The 18,159-nt window shown below is 62.9% G+C and carries 17 protein-coding genes and 1 rRNA gene; all 18 read right to left on the reverse strand.

What is annotated here, in order from left to right:
- Window positions 1-35 precede the first annotated feature (35 nt).
- The gene (gene der / locus FEZ60_RS04575) at window positions 36-1,463 is read right to left on the reverse strand and encodes a ribosome biogenesis GTPase Der (protein WP_033231894.1); all 1,428 of its coding nucleotides are present in this window, start codon (window positions 1,461-1,463) and stop codon (window positions 36-38) included.
- Window positions 1,460-2,140, reverse strand: coding sequence for a (d)CMP kinase (gene cmk / locus FEZ60_RS04580; protein WP_172935640.1), 681 nt, complete (start codon window positions 2,138-2,140; stop codon window positions 1,460-1,462). The genes der and cmk overlap by 4 nt, the downstream gene beginning before the upstream one ends.
- 11 nt (window positions 2,141-2,151) lie before the next feature.
- Window positions 2,152-3,717 (reverse strand): pseudouridine synthase, encoded by a 1,566-nt coding sequence (locus tag FEZ60_RS04585; RefSeq protein ID WP_172935594.1) that lies wholly within the window; start codon window positions 3,715-3,717, stop codon window positions 2,152-2,154.
- A 79-nt stretch (window positions 3,718-3,796) separates the two neighbouring features.
- A complete protein-coding gene (scpB, locus tag FEZ60_RS04590; RefSeq protein ID WP_172935595.1) occupies window positions 3,797-4,504 on the reverse strand; it encodes an SMC-Scp complex subunit ScpB in 708 nt (235 codons plus the stop codon).
- Window positions 4,501-5,316, reverse strand: a complete 816-nt coding sequence (locus FEZ60_RS04595) for a segregation/condensation protein A (RefSeq protein ID WP_051730308.1) — start codon at window positions 5,314-5,316, stop codon at window positions 4,501-4,503. Before FEZ60_RS04595 ends, scpB begins: the two co-directional genes overlap by 4 nt.
- Window positions 5,316-6,299, reverse strand: coding sequence for a ParA family protein (locus FEZ60_RS04600; protein WP_095886393.1), 984 nt, complete (start codon window positions 6,297-6,299; stop codon window positions 5,316-5,318). Before FEZ60_RS04600 ends, FEZ60_RS04595 begins: the two co-directional genes overlap by 1 nt.
- A gap of 172 nt (window positions 6,300-6,471) precedes the next feature.
- Window positions 6,472-7,395, reverse strand: a complete 924-nt coding sequence (xerD, locus tag FEZ60_RS04605; RefSeq protein ID WP_092807649.1) for a site-specific tyrosine recombinase XerD — start codon at window positions 7,393-7,395, stop codon at window positions 6,472-6,474.
- 1 nt (window position 7,396) lies between these two features.
- A complete protein-coding gene (locus tag FEZ60_RS04610; RefSeq protein WP_045067870.1) occupies window positions 7,397-8,029 on the reverse strand; it encodes an NUDIX hydrolase in 633 nt (210 codons plus the stop codon).
- 7 nt (window positions 8,030-8,036) lie between these two features.
- Window positions 8,037-9,797 (reverse strand): CTP synthase, encoded by a 1,761-nt coding sequence (locus FEZ60_RS04615; protein WP_172935596.1) that lies wholly within the window; start codon window positions 9,795-9,797, stop codon window positions 8,037-8,039.
- A gap of 143 nt (window positions 9,798-9,940) precedes the next feature.
- Window positions 9,941-10,888: a copper transporter gene (locus FEZ60_RS04620; RefSeq protein WP_172935597.1), complete on the reverse strand. Its 948-nt coding sequence runs from the start codon at window positions 10,886-10,888 to the stop codon at window positions 9,941-9,943.
- On the reverse strand, window positions 10,885-12,069 hold the full coding sequence (gene steA, locus FEZ60_RS04625; protein WP_033232172.1) for a putative cytokinetic ring protein SteA: 1,185 nt from the start codon (window positions 12,067-12,069) through the stop codon (window positions 10,885-10,887). The genes FEZ60_RS04620 and steA overlap by 4 nt, the downstream gene beginning before the upstream one ends.
- Window positions 12,070-12,157: 88 nt before the next feature.
- Complete coding sequence (gene recN, locus FEZ60_RS04630) at window positions 12,158-13,933, reverse strand: DNA repair protein RecN (protein WP_045067873.1); 1,776 nt, start codon at window positions 13,931-13,933, stop codon at window positions 12,158-12,160.
- A gap of 3 nt (window positions 13,934-13,936) precedes the next feature.
- On the reverse strand, window positions 13,937-14,884 hold the full coding sequence (locus FEZ60_RS04635) for an NAD kinase (protein WP_033231883.1): 948 nt from the start codon (window positions 14,882-14,884) through the stop codon (window positions 13,937-13,939).
- Window positions 14,881-15,711, reverse strand: coding sequence for a TlyA family RNA methyltransferase (locus FEZ60_RS04640; protein ID WP_172935598.1), 831 nt, complete (start codon window positions 15,709-15,711; stop codon window positions 14,881-14,883). Before FEZ60_RS04640 ends, FEZ60_RS04635 begins: the two co-directional genes overlap by 4 nt.
- A gap of 1 nt (window position 15,712) precedes the next feature.
- Window positions 15,713-15,955, reverse strand: a complete 243-nt coding sequence (locus tag FEZ60_RS04645) for a hypothetical protein (RefSeq protein ID WP_033231881.1) — start codon at window positions 15,953-15,955, stop codon at window positions 15,713-15,715.
- Between the two features lie 75 nt (window positions 15,956-16,030).
- A complete protein-coding gene (locus FEZ60_RS04650) occupies window positions 16,031-17,014 on the reverse strand; it encodes an HAD hydrolase-like protein (RefSeq protein WP_045067875.1) in 984 nt (327 codons plus the stop codon).
- A complete protein-coding gene (locus FEZ60_RS04655; RefSeq protein WP_245006025.1) occupies window positions 17,011-17,904 on the reverse strand; it encodes a hypothetical protein in 894 nt (297 codons plus the stop codon). The genes FEZ60_RS04650 and FEZ60_RS04655 overlap by 4 nt, the downstream gene beginning before the upstream one ends.
- A 67-nt stretch (window positions 17,905-17,971) precedes the next feature.
- A 5S ribosomal RNA gene (rrf, locus tag FEZ60_RS04660) occupies window positions 17,972-18,088 on the reverse strand.
- Window positions 18,089-18,159: the final 71 nt, after the last annotated feature.

Here is an 18,159-nt window from a genome sequence, read left to right on the forward strand (position 1 = left end):
GTCAGAGCCTTTTTAGTACTGTTTGGACGCAGAAACTAGCGGCTCTTACGGTCCCGCTTCTCGCGCACTCGGACGGATACGCGGATCGGGCTGCCGTCGAAGTTGAACTCTTCACGCAGACGCCGCTCGATGAACCGGCGGTAACCGGCCTCGAGGAAGCCTGTGGTGAAGAGAACGAAGGTCGGCGGGCGTGTGCTTGCCTGCGTCGCGAACATGATGCGAGGCAGGCGACCACCACGCATCGGCGGCGGAGTTGCTGCCACAACTTCCTTGAGCCAGGTGTTCAGGCGACCCGTGGGGATGCGCTTGTCCCAAGACTCGAGAGCCGTGTCGAGCGCAGGGACGAGCTTCGCCACGGCGCGACCGGTGTGGGCGGAGATGTTGACTCGCTGAGCCCATGGAACGCGGACCAAATCGCGGTCCACTTCCTTGTCCAGCATGAGTCGACGGTCCTCGTCCACGAGGTCCCACTTGTTGAATGCGATCACCAATGCGCGACCCGTGTCAGCCACCATGCTCAGAACACGCAGGTCCTGCTCGGTGATCGGCTCGTGTGCGTCGATGAGCAGGATCGCGACCTCAGCGGCCTCGATCGCGCTCTTCGTGCGCAGCGACGCATAGAACTCGGCGCCGCTGGCATGGCTGACGCGCTTACGCAGACCAGCCGTGTCGACGAAACGCCAAGGGCGCCCACCGAGTTCGACGATCGAGTCGACCGGGTCGACGGTGGTGCCGGCAACGTTGTGTACGACGGACCGCTCGTCGCCGGACAGCTTGTTGAGCAGGCTGGACTTTCCGACGTTCGGCTTTCCGACCAGAGCAACACGACGCGGGCCGCCGCCGGGGATGCCTTCACGCGGGGTTTCCGGAAGCTTCTCCAGAACCTCGTCGAGCAGGTCGCCGGTACCGCGGCCGTGCGTCGCACTCACGGAGTACGGCTGACCGAGGCCCAAGGACCACAGTGCGGCGACCTCGGACTCGGTGCGTCCGTCGTCCACCTTGTTGGCAACGAGGATGACCGGAGTCTTGGAACGACGCAGCACGCGAGCGACCGCTTCGTCGGTCGCGGTGGCGCCGACAACAGCGTCGACGACCAGGAGAATGGCGTCAGCCGTTCCCATGGCCAACTCGGCCTGCCGAGCAACGGCCTGCTGAAGGCCCTTTGCGTCGGGCTCCCATCCGCCGGTGTCCTGGACGAGGAAGCGTCGGCCGGCCCAGTTCGCCTCGTACGAGACACGGTCACGGGTAACGCCGGGGATGTCCTCGACTACCGCTTCACGGCGGCCGATGATGCGGTTCACGAGCGTCGACTTGCCGACGTTCGGTCGACCGACAACAGCCAAGGTCGGGACGGCAATGTGCGCTTCGCCTTCGCCGTCCGCTTCGAGATCGGCGTAGTCCCACTCCGATTCCTCGGACCAGGTTCCGTCGCCGGCAAATTCGGTTACCAGATCGTCGCTCACTGCACTGCTCCAGTTCTGTCGCTGACCACCAACAGCAGCTTGGCGATCACATCTTCAATGCCCAATTCGCTCGTATCCACCAGGATGGAATCCTCGGCAGGGCGCAACGGCGACACTGCCCGAGTCGAATCGAGATGGTCACGGCGCTGCACATCAGCCAGCACCGCTTCGTAATTGTCTTCGCGGCCTTGGCCGACATTCTGCGTATTGCGCCGTGCCGCACGGGTTTCCGCCGATGCGGTCAAGAAGATCTTGACGTCCGCATCAGGGAGTACGACGGTTCCGATGTCGCGTCCTTCGACGACGATCCGCTCTGCGCCCGCCGCCAACTCACGCTGAGCGGCAACCAGCAAGTCGCGAACCTCGGGCACGGCGGACACAGCGGAGACAGCCTTGGTCACCGCGTCGCCGCGGATCTCCTCGCTGACGTCCGCGCCGTCGAGATGCACCTGCTCGTTGCTCGGATCGGTACCGATGGACCAGGGCAACGCCGCAACCGCAGCGGTGATCGCCGCAGCGTCAGTCAGATCGATTCCCTGACGCAGCACGTGCAGGGTCGCGATCCGGTAGATAGCTCCGGTGTCGAGGTAGCGGGCGCCCAAACGCTGCGCCAACGCACGGGAGACGCTGGACTTGCCGGTTCCGGACGGTCCGTCCATCGCGACCACCAGCGGCATGGACGAATCGGTCACAGGCCGACCGCCTCGTACAGTCCACCGACCTCGCTACGACCGAGTACGCGCTGCGTTCCCGGACGCTGATCGCCGAGAGCGACAACGCCGACGTTGGTGCGAACCAGACGGACAACGGGGTGACCGACCGCATCGAGGAGGCGACGCACGATGTGCTTGCGGCCTTCGTGCAGAACGAGCTTGACGAGCGTCTTGCCCTCGTTGATCTCGAGCACGGTGAACGCGTCCACCTTGGCCGGACCGTCGTCGAGGGTGACACCGTCACGCAACTGCTTACCGGTGCTGCGCTCGACAACGCCGTGAACCGTGGCGAGGTACGTCTTCGGAACCTCGAACGACGGGTGCATCAGGCGGTGGGCCAGATCGCCGTCGTTGGTGAAGAGGAGCAAGCCCTCGGTGTCGGCGTCGAGACGGCCGACGTGGAACAGTCGCTGACCGGACTGAACGCGCTCGGAGACGATGTCGCCGACACACGGGCGACCGAGGTCGTCAGACATGGTGCACTGCCATCCACGCGGCTTGTTCATTGCCAAGTAGACGAGGTCCTTCTGCACGACAACACGAACGCCGTCGACGCGGACTACTGCGTTCTCGGGATCAACACGCAGACCCTGCTCCACCACGATGCGGCCGTCGACCTCGACGCGACCCTGGTCGATCAGTTCTTCTGCTGCACGACGTGATGCGACGCCGGCCTGAGCCAGCACCTTCTGCAAGCGGACGCCGTCGCCCTTCGGCGGGCCGTCGTGCTTGGTGACCTCGGCGTGCTGATGACGCGCCGGCTTGGCGTTGGACACCAACGGGTTCTGGGAGACGACGCGCTGCGGCTTCTCCGTCTTCGGCTTGCCACGCTTGTTGGTTGCCGCCGGTGTCGGGGCTGCCGGGCGCTTGCGCGGAGGTCCGTCGAATTTGGATCCACGAGGAGCGTTTGCCCAGGCAGTGCCGCGAGGGGCCTCGGGGCGTGCGCCGCGCTGATCGTCGCTGCGACGGTCAGCACCACCGCGCGGTGCGCGACGGGCATCAACGTGAGGGGTACGACGGTCATCGCTGCGGGGGCCGCGACGATCGTCATTGCGCGGGCCTCGGCGGTCATCGTTGTAGCCACCACGACGGTCGTCGGTGCGTGCCGGACGACGGTCGTCGTTGTAGCCACCACGACGGTCGTCGGTGCGTGCCGGACGACGGTCGTCGTTGTAACCACCACGACGGTCGTCGGTCCGTGCGGGACGACGATCATCACTACGTGCGGGACGACGATCATCACTGCGCGGAGGGCGACGATCATCACTGCGCGGGGGGCGCCGATCATCATTGAATCCACCGCGACGGTCATCCGTGCGGGGGCGGTCGGATCCGGCATTGCGGTCGTATCCGGAAGTACCGCGGGAAGTGTTGCTGCGTCCACCACGCGGGGCTTCGCTGCGTGCGCCACGGGGGGCGTCACTGCGTCCACCACGGGGGCTGTCGCTACGACCACCGCGGGGGGCATCGCTGCGTGCGCCGCGGGTGTCGCGGGAGTTGTTACGGTCCGGTGTGCCATCTCGGCGAGCGGGATTGTTCACTTTTTTCCTGTCAGTTTTCAGCTGTTTCCCGACTGTGGTCGGGTCTTTTCTTTCTGCTGACGACGGCGGGTTTTCCCCGTCAGTCGTCGTCGACTTCGGTGTCCACCACGTCGGTGGGCACGTCGGCCTTGTTCATTCTCGCAAATCGCGGATCGGATTCGAGGCTTTCGCTGATGTCGTCGATCAGGTCGACATCAGGCAAAAGCGGTGCCAACTCCGGGAGATCGCTCAGCGAGCTCAATCCGAGCCGTTCGAGGAACAGTTCGGTTGTGGAGTACCGTGTCGCGTTGGTGTCCGGGTCTGGCCCGGCTTCCGCGATCAGTCCGCGGGCGAGGAGTGTGCGTACCACCCCGTCCACGTTGACGCCTCGTACTGCACTGATCCGCGCACGAGTCAACGGTCCACGGTATGCGACTATCGCCAAAGTTTCCAATGCTGCGCGGGTCAGTTTGGTACGTGCGCCGTCCAGCAACAGCCGTTCGACGTAGGGGGCGAATTCTTGCCGCGTGTAGAAACGCCATCCGTCGCCTGCGTATCGCAGGTCTATGCCGCTGCCACGGGCGGTAAGTGCAGCCGACATCAGTTGCAGTCGCTGCTCGACGCGAGCCGGATCGGTACCGGTCACGGAGGCAAGTTGCGCCACCTCCGCCGGTGAATCGACTACGAGCAGCAGCGACTCGAGCACAGCGTCGAGTTGAGTGTCGTCCAGCTCGAAAGCGAGAGCCGAATCACCCTCACCGGAGTCTTCTACCTGCACAGATTCCGTCGCGGCGGGATAGAGACTCATCGGTAGTCCTCCTCGGTGACGGGTGTTGATTCCTCGCCTGTCCAGGTAACGAGCAGTGGCCCGAGCGGCTCGGGTTGGTCAAAGGCAATGGTGCGCCGACGGTACAGCTCGAGCAGCGCCAGGAAGCGGGCGACAATCGGGGCGGCGTCGTCACAGTCCTCGATCAGGTCCGGAAACGGTACCCACTCCCCTGTGCCGCGGGCACGCAGTAGTTCGAGGATGAACTCCGCTTGTTCGGGGATCGAGATATTGGACACATGCAGGTGATCGAGGCTGACTGTGGGCACCGGCCGGGGTGCGAAAACGGCTGCGGCGATCTCGGCGAACTTGTGCGAATCCACTCCGAGCAGCACTTCGGGAAGGAGATCGGCGAACTGGTCCTCGACGGCAACGGAGCGGGGGTATCGCCGCAATGCTGCTTCCTCGAGTTCACCGAACAGCGTCGCAACTTGCTTGTAGGCGCGGTACTGAAGGAGCCTGGCAAAAAGAAGGTCGCGGGCTTCGAGCAGAGCAAGATCCTCGGCGTCCTCGACTTCTCCTGCCGGCAGGAGCCTGGCGGCTTTCAGATCGAGAAGTGTCGCGGCGACAACAAGAAACTCCGTCGTCTGATCGAGCCCCATCGCACTGCCGAGTTGCCGGGTGTACGCGATGAAATCGTCGGTGACGGTGTGCAGCGCTATCTCGGTGACGTCGAGTTGGCGTTGGTTGATCAGGGAAAGCAGCAGATCGAACGGCCCTTCGAAGTTACGAAGTGTTACGCGAAACTCTGCAACTGCTGGGGATGAATCTTCTTGCGGTGGAATCAGTTTCACTAACGACCAGACCGGTGGATTACTTCGCGGGCCAGCGCCCGATACGCCTCGGCTCCGGCAGATTTGGGTGCCCAGGTGGTGATCGGCTCGCCGGCCACGCTGGTTTCGGGGAAACGCACGGTGCGGTTGATCACGGTGTCGTAGACAACGTCGCCGAACACCTCGACGACGCGCGCCATCACCTCACGGGCGTGGAGTGTGCGCGAGTCGAACATCGTGACGACGATACCGGCCAACTCGAGTTTGGAATTGAGCCGGTCGTGAACCTTTTCGACGGTGTCGTTGAGCAGCGCCAGACCGCGCAGGCTGAAGTACTCGCATTCCATCGGAATGATCACCGAATCAGCGCAGGCCAAGGCATTGACCGTCAGCAGACCGAGCGACGGCTGGCAGTCGATCAGGACGTAGTCGTATCGATCCAGAACCGGATGCAAAACGCGACCCAGCGTCTGTTCACGTCCCACTTCGGTAACCAGCTGAATCTCGGCCGCCGACAGATCGATATTGCTCGGCAGCAGATCCAGTCCGTCGATCCGGGTGCGCATCAGCACGTCGTCGATGGACACACGCGGTTCGACGAGCAGGTTGTGAACCGTCAGTTCCAGATCATGGTGCTGCACACCCAACCCTGCGGACAGTGCGCCCTGCGGGTCCAGATCGACCAACAGCACGCGGCGGCCGTACTCCGCCAACGCCGCCCCCAGATTGATCGTGGACGTCGTCTTGCCGACGCCACCCTTCTGGTTACACATCGCGATGATCATCGCGGGACCGTGGTGCGGCAACGGGGTCGGCATCGGGACTTCTCGTACCGGCCTACCGGTCGGTCCGAGTTCTTCGACTGACGCAGTGTCCGACGAGGTCGGTAGGTCGAATATCGCCTCGGAATCGGCGGCAGGGGCAGGTTCGGTAGAGGGGTCGAGGTACTGGGTTGTGACATACGGCGGCGCTGACTCCGCCGCTGCTCGCTGCGATGTCGACACGGTCCGATGCTCCCCTGTTCTTTCGACGGTTGCTCTCGGCGCCGGCAACCCGTGGAATACCCGGCAATACCGAATTCCGACAGGCTGAATACTCACAAGAGTCGCTCGCGCGCCTTGAACGCTACCGCTTATTTCTCCGATTTCTCACGCAACACGCATTACACGCAGACGGCTAGCGCGCCCGGGGGTGTGCTTGCGCCCACACTTCACGTAGCGCTGTGACGGTGACCAAGGTGTAGATCTGGGTTGTGGTGACCGACGCGTGGCCCAGAAGTTCCTGCACAACACGAACGTCGGCACCGCCGTCCAGTAGGTGTGTGGCAAAGGAATGTCGCAGCGTGTGGGGCGAAACGTCAGCCGTGATTCCTGCGGCAGCCGCCGAGTCCTGAAGGATCTGCCAGGCACTCTGCCGGGACAACCGTCCACCTCGCGCGTTGAGGAACAGGGCAGGCAAGCCCCTGGTAGCCAGTGCGGGCCGGCCACGCACAAGATAAGCGTCGACGGCCTCGATCGCGGGCCGACCGATGGGCACCACGCGTTGCTTTCCGCCCTTGCCGTGGAGCACAACGGATCGAGAGTGGGTGTCGATGTCGTCGACATCGAGGTCGATGGCTTCCGAGATACGAGCTCCGGTGGAGTAAAGCAGTTCCAGGAGTGCGCGATCCCTCAGATCCCGGGGACCGTCTCCGGCTGCGCCACCACCGGACGCTTCCAATAGCGCGATGATCTGGTCGAGCGGAAGCGCTTTGGGGAGTTTGCGTCCGGGGGTCGGCGGTTTGACTGCCCGGGCCACGTCGACCGTTGTGAGTCCTTCAGCGGTCGAGAACTTGTGGAAACCGCGTACAGCGATCAGGGTCCGCGCGGCAGAACTCGGTGCCAACGCGACAATTCCGGCGTCCTTGTCCCCCAGCCGCAAATTCGTCACGAATTCCGTGATGTCGTTTTCAGCAACTCGCGAGACATTGTCGATGCCCCTGGCATTGAGGAATTCGACGTATCGATACAGATCCCGGCGGTACGAGAGAAGAGTATTGCGAGCGGATCCCCGCTCGACCGCTAGGTGGTCCAGAAATGAATCCACCTGTCTGGCAAGCATTTCAGGCCCTGGACTTGCGTTCTCCGAAGGCGGTCGGACGGTCCGGCCACGGAGCGTCGGCTGGTCGCAACTCTGTGCCGACAGCGCGTGCTGCCGCCAGCGCCATGATGCCGGACACCGCGGTGGCGTTCACCAGATCGCCGCGCAAGGCCATGTCGACGGCCTTCGCCAACGGCACCCGCGCAATCTGCAGGTCCGCCTCTTCGTGTTCGGGATCTTCCCGGTCGACGTCGTGCAACCCCTCTGCGAGGAAAACTCGCACAGCTTCGTCGGTGAACCCCGGCGAGAGCGCAACGTCGACAAGCACGGACCAACGATCAGCGCCGAGTCCGGTTTCTTCGCCCAACTCACGCGCGGCCGCGTCCAACGGACTCTCGCCAGGTGCGTCGAGAAGACCGGCCGGGATCTCCCACAACCGATGACCGAGCGGATGCCGGTACTGATGAATCAGAACAAGATTGTCGTCGGCGTCGATCGCCACCACCGCAACAGCGCCGTGGTGTTCGACGACCTCCCGGTCGGCGCGCTGACCTCCTGGCATCACCACGGAGTCCTTACGCAGCGCGATGATCGCGCCGGTGTAGATCGTGGTGGAGTCGAGGGTGTCGAATTCGTGCCGACCGGGGTCGCTCATGTGATTGCTAGACCTTTTCCGAAGATTCGGTGACGGCATCGAGTTCGGTCTCGGTTGCTGCGGTGTCGATGGTCTTCTCGGCGTGAACGTCAACGGGCAGACGCTCTTCGAGCTTGTACTTCAACGCCGCATCGATGAACGCCGAGAACAGCGGGTGCGGACGCGTCGGGCGGCTCTTGAGTTCCGGGTGTGCCTGCGTTGCAACGAAGAACGGGTGCTGCTCGCGCGGGTACTCGACGAACTCGACGAGATAGCCGTCGGGCGACGTACCGCTGAACTTCAAGCCGGACTTGGCAATCTGCTCACGGTAGGTGTTGTTGACCTCGAAGCGGTGACGGTGACGCTCGGACACATTTTCGGTTCCGTAAGCCTGCGCCGCAACCGAACCCTTGGTCAGCACTGCCGGGTACGCACCCAGACGCATCGTGCCACCGAGGTCGGCCTCGCCGGCGATCACGTCTTCCTGATCGGCCATCGTGGAGATGACGGGGTACTTGGTGTCCGGTTCGAATTCAGCCGAGTTGGCGTCCGTCAAACCGACGCTGCGTGCGGCTTCGATGACAACACACTGCAGACCGAGGCAGATACCGAGCAGCGGGAGCTTGCGTGCGCGGGAGTACCGGATCGCGCCGAGTTTGCCTTCGATACCGCGGATGCCGAAGCCGCCGGGGATCAGAATGGCGTCGACGTCGCCGAGTGCGGCCTGAGCACCTGCTTCGGTCTCGCACTCGTCGGAAGCAACCCACGAGATCTCGACCTTGGAACGATTGGCGAAGCCGCCCGCACGCAGAGCCTCGGTCACCGACAGGTACGCGTCCGGCAGGTCGACATACTTGCCGACCAACGCAACTCGGACGGTCTCACGCGGCTGGTGAACCCGATCGAGCAGATCGCCCCATACGGTCCAATCGACGTCACGGAAGGGCAGACCCAACTGACGCACGACGTACGCGTCGAGGCCCTCGCGGTGCAGAACCTTCGGGATGTCGTAAATCGACGGCGCGTCGGGAGTGGAGATGCAGGCGTCGACGTCGACGTCGCACATCAGGGCGATCTTGTTCTTGAGGCCCTGCGGGACGTCACGGTCGCAACGAAGGATGAGCGCGTCGGGCTGAATGCCGATGCTGCGCAACGACGCAACCGAGTGCTGCGTCGGCTTGGTCTTGAGTTCTCCGGACGGGCCGAGGAACGGCACGAGGGAGACGTGCAGGAAGAACACGTTGTCGCGGCCGACGTCGTGGCGGACCTGACGGGCGGCTTCGAGGAACGGCTGCGATTCGATGTCGCCGACAGTTCCACCGATTTCGGTGATGACGACGTCGGGGCGCACGCCCTGCAGATCCGGGCCGCTCATCTCGAGGATGCGTCGCTTGATTTCGTCGGTGATGTGCGGGATGACCTGAACGGTGTCGCCCAGGTACTCGCCGCGTCGCTCCTTGGCGATAACCGTCGAATACACCTGGCCGGTGGTGACATTGGCCTGACCCGAGAGATCGCGATCGAGGAAGCGTTCGTAGTGTCCGACGTCGAGGTCGGTCTCCGCGCCGTCTTCGGTGACAAACACTTCACCGTGCTGGAACGGATTCATGGTGCCCGGATCCACATTGAGATAGGGATCGAGTTTCTGCATGGTCACGCGCATGCCCCGCGCGGTGAGCAACTGTCCCAAACTGGAGGCGGTCAAACCTTTACCGAGCGAAGAAGCAACACCTCCGCTGACGAAGATGTGCTTGGTGGCGGTACGCGTGGTGTTGCGTGACTGTGGCAAAAGGGGCTCCCGTGACGACTGTGCAGGGCTTGGTCTGTTGAAGCAATGCTGGGGCCTGCCGACCCACGGGATTTCACGGTAACACCTATGGGGCCCCGACGCCTACTACGCGCCGAGTTTCGCCCCACGATGTGACCGGGGTATCAACTCGCGGGTGCACCGACGGTGATCGCCGCGGCTCCCGGGCCGGTTCCGTACCGCCCTGCTCCGCCGTTCAACTGCTCTTGCAAAGCCAGCGAGGTAGTGATCTTCCCGGCTTCACGATCAACGTTGTCGATAGTCGTCAGACCCGCTGAGAGCGCCGCATCGGCCCGTACAACCGCAATCGGACCATTGCCATCGGCCGAGCCCGGTCGACCCGCCAGGACCGTTCCTGCGCCGCGTCCGTCCAGCGCACCGGCAAAGCGGGCGATCACGGCGCCGCGATTACCGGAGGCCCCGTCGTCCGATGCGTTGTCGCCCGTGAGGACCACCGCGAGCTGAGCCGGCTTGACGGCGCCGTCGTACGTGACGAAACCTGCGCTGCGCAACGTGTCGAGAGCCAGATTCAGCTCGTCCGGTGTGCTCTGCGGCTCGCTGGTCGATCCGTTGAGCAAGAGGACTGATCCGAGCAGGTCACCGGCGAGGCTTCCCTGGTCGACCGCTCCCGTCTTGAGAGTGATGCCCGCGGGGATCACGTTGTTCACGACCGTCCGCAGACGGTCACCGCCGCTGGCATCGGCAAACGAATCCGTCAACGACACGCGACCCGTCACGGCGCCGCCCGATGCCGCGATCAATCGCGTGACACCGTCCAGATCGCTCGGATCAGCGTCGGGTGCGGTCACCAGCACAACGGTCCGACCGGCGAGAGAATCACGTACGACGCGTCCGCCCACTGCCGAGTCGAAACCGTCGGCGGAGTTGAGTTGCTCTTCGAGATGATTGTTCTGTTCGTTAAGATTTTCGATCTCGTTCTGCAGATCAGCCTTGTCGTCGCGCAGGCCGGAGAGCAGCCCACTCGACAACATTCCGGATCCCAGAACAACGCCGATGGCGAGTGCCAAGAAAATAGCCGCAATCGAAATTGCGTGTTGACGCATAGAAATCACTTGAAGAGCCCCTGAACCCACAGCGCAAAGCTGTTCCATGTTGCGATTGCCCAGTCGAGAACTTCACTACCGGCATTGGATACGACCAGCGCGACGATCACCGCGACCAGTGCGGCGAGCACCAGAAGAGCAATAGCTCCCCCGGATACCCGACTGCGATACAGCGTTGCGACGGCTTTGGCGTCGACAAGTTTCGGACCGACCTTGAGTCTGGTCATGAACGCCGACGGATTGCTTTCGCGGCGAGCACGATCGAAGAATTCGTCGAGCGAGACGACGTTACCGACCGTCACGATCAGCGACGCGCCATGATGGTCCGCAAGCAACAAAGCCAGATCCGTCGGTGACCCCGTTGCCGGGAACGTCATCGCTCCGATGCCGAGATCCTGGATACGCGAAAGACCGGCAGCATGACCGTCCTGGTCCGCAGGCAGAACCACCTCGGCGCCGGACTTCAGAGTGGCGCTGGTGATTTCTTCCGGGTCGCCCACGATGAGGTCGGGGCGGTAGCCGGCTTTGCTCAGTACATCGGCGCCCGCACCGACGCCGATCATGATCGGCGAGTACTCCTTGATGAACGGCTTGAGGTTCTTGAGATCCGCCTCGTGATCGGGCCCGTCGGACACCACCACGACATGGCGGTCCTTGAGATTGATGTCGACGTCTGGCACGCCGATACCGTCGATGAGGAGCGGACTCTCGGTTCGGATGAACTCGATTGTGTTGCCGGAGAACGCTTCGAGGTGGTCGACGAGCCCGGTTTTTGCCTCGATCATCCGGTCGGAGATCTCGGCCTCGGACTGTTCCTCACCCTTGAGGAGGCTCTTTGTTCCGTTGAAGACCTCGCCTTCGTGCAGGCGAATCTTGCTGCCGTCCTTGATCGACTTGAATACCTCGCCGTCCGGCGCGTCGATCAGGACGATGCCGTTGGCGACGATCACCTCCGGGCCGAGGTTCGGGTATCTACCGGAGATGGACGGCGATGCGTTGACAACCGCGAGCACTCCGGCTTTCACCAGAGCGTCGGCTGTTCGCCTGTCGATGTCGAGTTCGTCCAGGACGACGATATCCCCGGGACCGACACGGCGTAAAAGCTTGGCCGTATTCCGATCGACCCTGGCGATGCCGCTGATCCCTGGCAACGACGTGGTGTTACGGGAGAGCAATGCGGGCATCTTCATGGCTTCGATGATGAACCCGAACCTGCCGCTATCGGTGGAGGCGCGCCGAACCAACTACCACATCAACCACAACTGCACCACGTATTGTTCAATCTGTGACGCGTGCCGCATTGGCTATTTCCAACAGTTCCTCGGCGTGCGCACGACCCGTTTCAGTATCGTCCAAACCGGCCAACATCCGGGCCAGTTCCACGACTCGATCGCTGTCCGAGAGTGTCCGAACACCACTGCTGACGACGCCGCCCTTGTCGTCGACTTTGTCGACTACGAGATGGGTATCAGCGAATGCCGCCACTTGCGGAAGGTGCGTCACCACAATCACCTGATGTGTCCGAGCAAGTTTGGCCAATCGGCGACCGATCTCGACGGCCGCACGACCACCGACTCCGGCGTCCACTTCGTCGAACACCATCGTCGCGCCCGTGTCGCTACCGGCAAGAACAACTTCCAAGGCGAGCATCACGCGTGAGAGTTCACCGCCCGACGCGCTTTTACTGATCGGCAACGACGGAGCGCCGCTGTGCGCCGACAACCGGAACTCCACCTCGTCTACGCCACCGGAGCCGGCATGCAATTCCACTCCCCCGACGTTCAGCGGAGCCGAATCCTGAGGACCGGCAACCTGCTGCCGAACACTGACTTCCAAACCGGCCCGGCCCATCGCCAGTCCGGCCAATTCCGCGCTGACGGCTTTCGACAGTTTTGCTGCCGCCTTCACTCGCGCCGCGCTGAGTTTGGTGGCCGCATCTGCTGTCAGTGCGGCGGATTCCTCGACCTGCTTGCTCAACAATCCGAGAGCATCCGACGATACGTCGAGTTTGGACAGTCGAGTACGAGCAGTGTCGGCCCATTCCAGAACTCCGTCGACGTCAGCGGCATACTTGCGCGTCAGCGTCTTCAGTTCGGATTGACGTGACAGCAGTGTGTTCAGAGCACCCGGATCAGACGGTAATCCAGCGAGGTAGGTATTGAGATCGCCGGCTACATCGGTGACAACCGCGATGGCATCGGCCAGCCGCGCACCCAATCCGTCCAAATCGGAATCGACGACGGACTCGATCCGCGCCCTGGCCTCCGACATCAGATCCAGTGCGGGCGAGACTCCGACATCAGCACTGGCCATGTCGTCACTACCGGCGAGCGCTGCATGTGCTTCCTCGGCTGCCGAGCGCAACGAATCCAGATCACTGAGGCGCCGAACCTCTGCCACGATGGTGGCGTCCTCGCCCGGTTCCGGTGCAACACCGTCGATTTCGTTGAGCGCGAAGGTCAGCTGATCTGCTTCCTGCGCCAGTTCGCGGGCCTTGGATGTGCGTTCGATCAGTTCCGAACGAGCGTCGAGCCATTCACGACGATGCTTCCGGTAGCGCGTCAGGAGCGTTCCGATTGTCTTGTCGCCGAAGCGATCCAGAGCATTACGCTGCTGGTCGGGACGAAGCAGGCGGAGCTGATCGTTCTGGCCGTGCACGGTCAACAACGGGTCGGTGAACTCCGAGAGCACACCGGCCGGAACGCTGCGACCACCGAGATGCGCTCGCGATCGTCCGTCGCTACCGACGGTCCGGACCGCGATGATGCTGCCGTCCTCGTCGCGCTCGGCTCCGGACGACTCGAGGATCCGCGCGATCTCTCGTTCCGACGCCGGCGACAAGTCCGTGACGAACCTGCCCTCGACAACTGCGCGGGAGGCGCCCAAGCGCACCCGTCCGGCATCGGCTCGCGCACCACTGAGCAAGTGCAGGCTGGTGACAACCATCGTCTTACCCGCACCGGTCTCACCGGTCAGGACGGTCAATCCCTCGTGGAATTGCGCTGACGCCTCGGAGATCACACCCAGGCTGTCGATTCGGATCTCTGCGAGCACGTTTTAAGGCTTCCTTCCCCGCCACCCGGTCACCGGCAATTCAAACTTCCGCACCATCCGATCGGCAAACGGCGCCGAATCCAGTCGTACCCACTTGACCGGAGTCGCACCCCGAACAATCTCGACGCGTCCACCCGCAGGCAGTTCCAGCGTGCGGCGACCGTCGCAGAACACCAACCCGTCGTGACTGCCGGCAACGGTCTCCACCGCGATCAGAGACTCCGGACTGGTGACGAGTGGACGCGCGAACAGTGCGTGAGCGTTGCTCGGAACCACAAGTAGCGCTTCGAGTTCCGGCCACACCACCGGACCACCGGCAGAAAACGCATAGGCCGTCGACCCTGTCGGCGTGGACACCAGCACACCGTCGCAGCCGAATGCCGACACCGGCCGCCCGTCAACTTCGAGAACCACTTCGAGAACGCCCAGGCGCGAGCGGTTTTCGATACTCGCCTCGTTGAGAGCCCACCCGCGATCGATGATCTCGTCATCGACGCGAATCACGACGTCCAACGTCATGCGGTGTTCCACGCGGTATTCCTTGCGGACTACCTGCGCGAGAGCCTCTTCGAGATGCTCGGCCTCGGTCTCCGCCAGGAACCCGATGCGTCCGAGGTTGATTCCGAGAACCGGAATCGACGCTTCTTGAGCTAACTCCGCGGCACGGAGAAAGGTGCCGTCGCCGCCGAGAACCAGAACCATCTCGCAGCCGACTGCCGCTTCGGGACCTGGGTGAACAACTGTCACATCAAGATCCGGCGCCGAGAATCCCTCAGGCGCAGTCATTGCCTCGATACGCGAGCTGTCAGCTTCGTCGACCAGCACCCGCAGGCCAATGCCCGCGCTCTCGAAGATCTTTCCGACGCGTCTGGCAGTTTCGGCGATATCACGGCGACCCGGGTGTGCCACCAGGAGAATCTCGCGTGACTCACCCCCGGCAGTTGCATTCACTGCGGACCTTCCTCTACAGCTCTGCGGATAAGATCCTCGACCGACGGCGCATCGTCAGCCTGCTCCTGCGGCTCGGTTTCCTTCTTGAGCCACAGGAAGTACTCGACGTTTCCGGACGGGCCGGGCAGCGGACTCGCAACAACACCGGCGGTACGTAACCCCACCTTGGCGGCAGCTTCGGACACTTCGAGGACAGCGGAAATCCGAAGCTCAGGGTCACGAACAACCCCACCTGCTCCGACTCGATCCTTGCCGACCTCGAACTGCGGCTTCACCATCGGAACAAGATCAGCGCCGTCAGCGGTGCACGCGACAAATGCCGGGAGTACAAGTTTGAGAGAAATGAACGAGAGGTCGGCAACAATCATGTCGACGGTCCCGCCGATGGTCTCGGCGTCGATAGCGCGGACATTGGTGCGGTCGATGACGTGAACCCGCTCGTCCGACTGCAGCCGCCACACCAACTGGCCGTATCCGACGTCGACGGCAACCACTTCTTTGGCACCGCGGGTCAACAGAACGTCGGTAAATCCACCGGTCGAGGCACCGGCGTCCAGACAGCGACGCCCCTCGACACTCAGCCCTGATTCGCCGAAAGTGTCAAGAGCGCCAATCAGTTTGTGTGCTCCGCGGGAGGCCCAAGAGACTTCCTGCTCGACCTCGACCACGCGCAGCGGTGTTCCGGCTTCGATGGCCGTAGCCGGTTTGGTGGCAACGGCGCCCGAGATGAGGACCCGGCCGGCCGAGATCAACTCTTGTGCGTGATCGCGTGAACGTGCCAATCCACGACGAACGAGTTCAGCGTCGACGCGTGCTCTACGTGCCATGTCAGACCCTGTCCACAGACGCCAGTGCTTGGACCAGCACCTCGTGTGCTTGTTCCAGTAATTGCGCCTTGTGTGGAATCACGCCTGCTCCGTGCTGATCGTTCGGATCCTGATCGAGTTGCCCGAGACTCACGAGCAAAGCGTCGACGTCGGACCGAATACGCTCCGGGTCAACACCTCGCGACGGCCCAGGCACACCGGTGCCGGGGCTCGTGTTTTTGTTGTTCGATATCGGGGTGCTCATCGCGCACAACGCTAGTGCATGACCATTGGTTGCGCACACATCCCCACCCCGCGAGTCGAACACTCTTGCGAGAATTTACGCCAACCACGAATCTACGACGCGTTGCACATCGGCGTTCGATGCCTCGACGTTTTCGAATGCCGGATGTTCCCATGCCACGGGAGCGAGTGCGCGCAGCAGCGACGTCTCGTCCCCCACCATGGGTCCGTCCACGACCAGTGCCGTCCCGGACGCGGAGATGGTCCACTTCGAGTCGGTGCCGACCTTCGACAATGCGGCAGGCTGGTTCAGTGCGTCCAGGGTTGCAGCAATGTAGGTGGGGTGCTGTTCGAGTGGAGCGCGCAGAACATCAGCGGGCGTGCTGACACCGGTCAGAACAAGCAGCGAATCAATCGAAACAGCATGCGCACCTTCAATATCCGTATCGAGGCGATCGCCGACGACCAACGGTTTGGTGCAACCGCTGCGGAGCAATGCATCGTTCATGAGCGGGGCCGCGGGCTTGCCGGCCACCAATGGTTCTACCTTGGTCGCTGCGCGCAGCGCCGCGACCATCGAACCGTTTCCGAGCACCAAACCACGCTCGGAAGGCAGCGTGGTGTCGAGATTGGCCGCCACCCACAGTGCGCCTGCGCGAATTGCGAGGCAGGCCTCGGCGAGGATCGACCAATCGGTTGCGGTCGAATGCCCCTGTACGACGGCAACTGGAGATTCGGCAAACTCACGAACCGGACGCAGTCCGACCCGAGTCACCTCGTCGGCAAGCGCTTCGGTGCCGACAACAAGGACCGCAGACCCGGGAGCGACCCGTTCGGCAAGCAAACGGGCAGCCGTCTGTGAACTTGTCACAACCCGGTCGTCGACAGAATCGAAGCCGAGTTCGGTCAGATGCGCAGACACGTCCGACGGCGACCGGCTCGCGTTGTTGGTCACGTAGTAGAGCGCTTGCGATCCCTGGCCCAGAGCACTCTGGGTACCAGGAATCGCGTGAGCGCCCGCGTAGAGCGTCCCGTCGAGATCGAGCAGAAGTACGTCGTACTGGCTGCGAAGAACCGTCACAGATCTTCTCCGGACAGCTCCGCCACCCGCTCTTCTGCATCCGTATCGCCCTCGAGATCTGCTGCTGCAGCATTGAGGAACCACTTCAGACCGTCTTCGACGCGGCCGGCCGCAACAAGTGCGTCGGCGTAGGCGTAGAACAGCCTGGCAGCAGACGCACCGGTGCGCTTTGCATCAAGATCGGCAGTCTGCAAGGTGACAACGGCCTGATCGAACTGGCCGAGATCCATCCGGGCGCCTGCTACGACCATCCGAAGCTCCGACGCTTCATCACCCGACAGCAGTTTGGCTTCGTCACTACGACCGAGTTCGATCGCCCGCTCGGGGCGACCCAATCCGCGTTCGCAGTCAGCCATCACTGCAATAAGTCCAGGACCGCCGGCCATACGACGAGCTGCACGCAGCTCGGACAATGCTTCAGCCCATTCACCGGCGTGATACGCAGTGATTCCGGCAGCTTCACGAACAACCGCGATTCGGCCGGCGCGCTGACGGGCAGCACGGGCATGGAGCAGTGCAAGTTCCGGATCTTCGTCGACCAACTTGCCGGCCATGACGAGGTGACGCGCAACTGTGTTGGCGTTGTCCTTGTCCAAGCTCAGCAGATCACGACGAACAGCCGGATCAAGTTCGGTCGGTTCTACGTTGTCTGGTAGATCGGGTTCGTCAGGGCGTGCTGCCTGACGCTGATTGCGGTCACCGTCGCGTCCACGAGGGGTAAATCCACCCTCGCCGCCACGACGCGATCCGCCGCTTCTGTCTCCGCCGCTGCGGCGGTCGCCGCCACCGCTGCTTCGGGGACCACGCCCGTCGTTGTCACGACGGGGGCCACCTGAACGAGGCGCTCCTCCCCCACGGAAGGACCGACGCTCGTCGCCATTCTCCGACACAGTCTTTCCTTTCATACAACGCACGAAAGGGGACCCAGTATGTTGGGTCCCCTTTCGGTTAACGGGTGTTCGGCGGTGTCCTACTCTCCCACACCCTGTCGAGTGCAGTACCATCGGCGCTGAAGGGCTTAGCTTCCGGGTTCGGAATGGGACCGGGCGTTTCCCCTTCGCTATGACCGCCGTAACTCTATGAAACTGTCACAGTAACTAACCGTGAACCAGATCCTCCACACACCCACCGACAAGTGTCGGTGA

The sequence above is a fragment of the Rhodococcus sp. MS16 genome (assembly GCF_013277795.1).
GTDB lineage: Bacteria > Actinomycetota > Actinomycetes > Mycobacteriales > Mycobacteriaceae > Rhodococcus_F > Rhodococcus_F globerula.

What these genes read in the sequence shown, in the direction of transcription:
- cmk (WP_172935640.1), bottom strand. Translation starts at nt 2,140, where the DNA reads ATGCCGCTGGTGGTCGCGATGGACGGACCGTCCGGAACCGGCAAGTCC.
- scpB (WP_172935595.1), bottom strand. Translation starts at nt 4,504, where the DNA reads ATGAGTCTCTATCCCGCCGCGACGGAATCTGTGCAGGTAGAAGACTCC.
- xerD (WP_092807649.1), bottom strand. Translation starts at nt 7,395, where the DNA reads ATGCTTGCCAGACAGGTGGATTCATTTCTGGACCACCTAGCGGTCGAG.
- FEZ60_RS04610 (WP_045067870.1), bottom strand. Translation starts at nt 8,029, where the DNA reads ATGAGCGACCCCGGTCGGCACGAATTCGACACCCTCGACTCCACCACG.
- steA (WP_033232172.1), bottom strand. Translation starts at nt 12,069, where the DNA reads ATGAAGATGCCCGCATTGCTCTCCCGTAACACCACGTCGTTGCCAGGG.
- FEZ60_RS04640 (WP_172935598.1), bottom strand. Translation starts at nt 15,711, where the DNA reads ATGGCACGTAGAGCACGCGTCGACGCTGAACTCGTTCGTCGTGGATTG.
- FEZ60_RS04645 (WP_033231881.1), bottom strand. Translation starts at nt 15,955, where the DNA reads ATGAGCACCCCGATATCGAACAACAAAAACACGAGCCCCGGCACCGGT.